General features: G+C 59.0%; 1 pseudogene. It reads left to right on the forward strand.

Features of this window, described 5'->3' with window-relative positions:
• Window positions 1-354 (forward strand): annotated as a pseudogene (locus EN859_RS36060) (MBL fold metallo-hydrolase); the annotation flags it as partial.

A 354-nucleotide genomic window follows, 5' to 3' on the forward strand; every position in this document is an offset into this window, starting at 1 on the left:
CCGATTATCCGTGCATTTTTTGATGAGGCCACCTTCAGCGCAAGCTATGTCGTTCATGATCCTGTCTCACTTGCGGCGGCGGTCATCGATCCTGTGCTCGACTTCGACGCGCCGACCTGCCGATATTCGTCGACGTCTGCCCAGGCCATCGTTGCGTATATTGAATCCGAGGGCCTCTCGACTGAATGGTTACTTGAGACCCATGCGCATGCAGACCACCTGACCGCCGCGCCTGTTCTGCAGGCGCACGTCGGCGGTAGGCTTGCAGTCGGGCGCGCCATAACGACGGTCCAGACAATTTTTGGTGAGCTGTTCAATGCGGGACCGGAGTTCCCGCGAGACGGCTCGCAGTTC

Source organism: Mesorhizobium sp. M00.F.Ca.ET.216.01.1.1 (genome assembly GCF_004010325.2).
Lineage (GTDB): Bacteria > Pseudomonadota > Alphaproteobacteria > Rhizobiales > Rhizobiaceae > Mesorhizobium.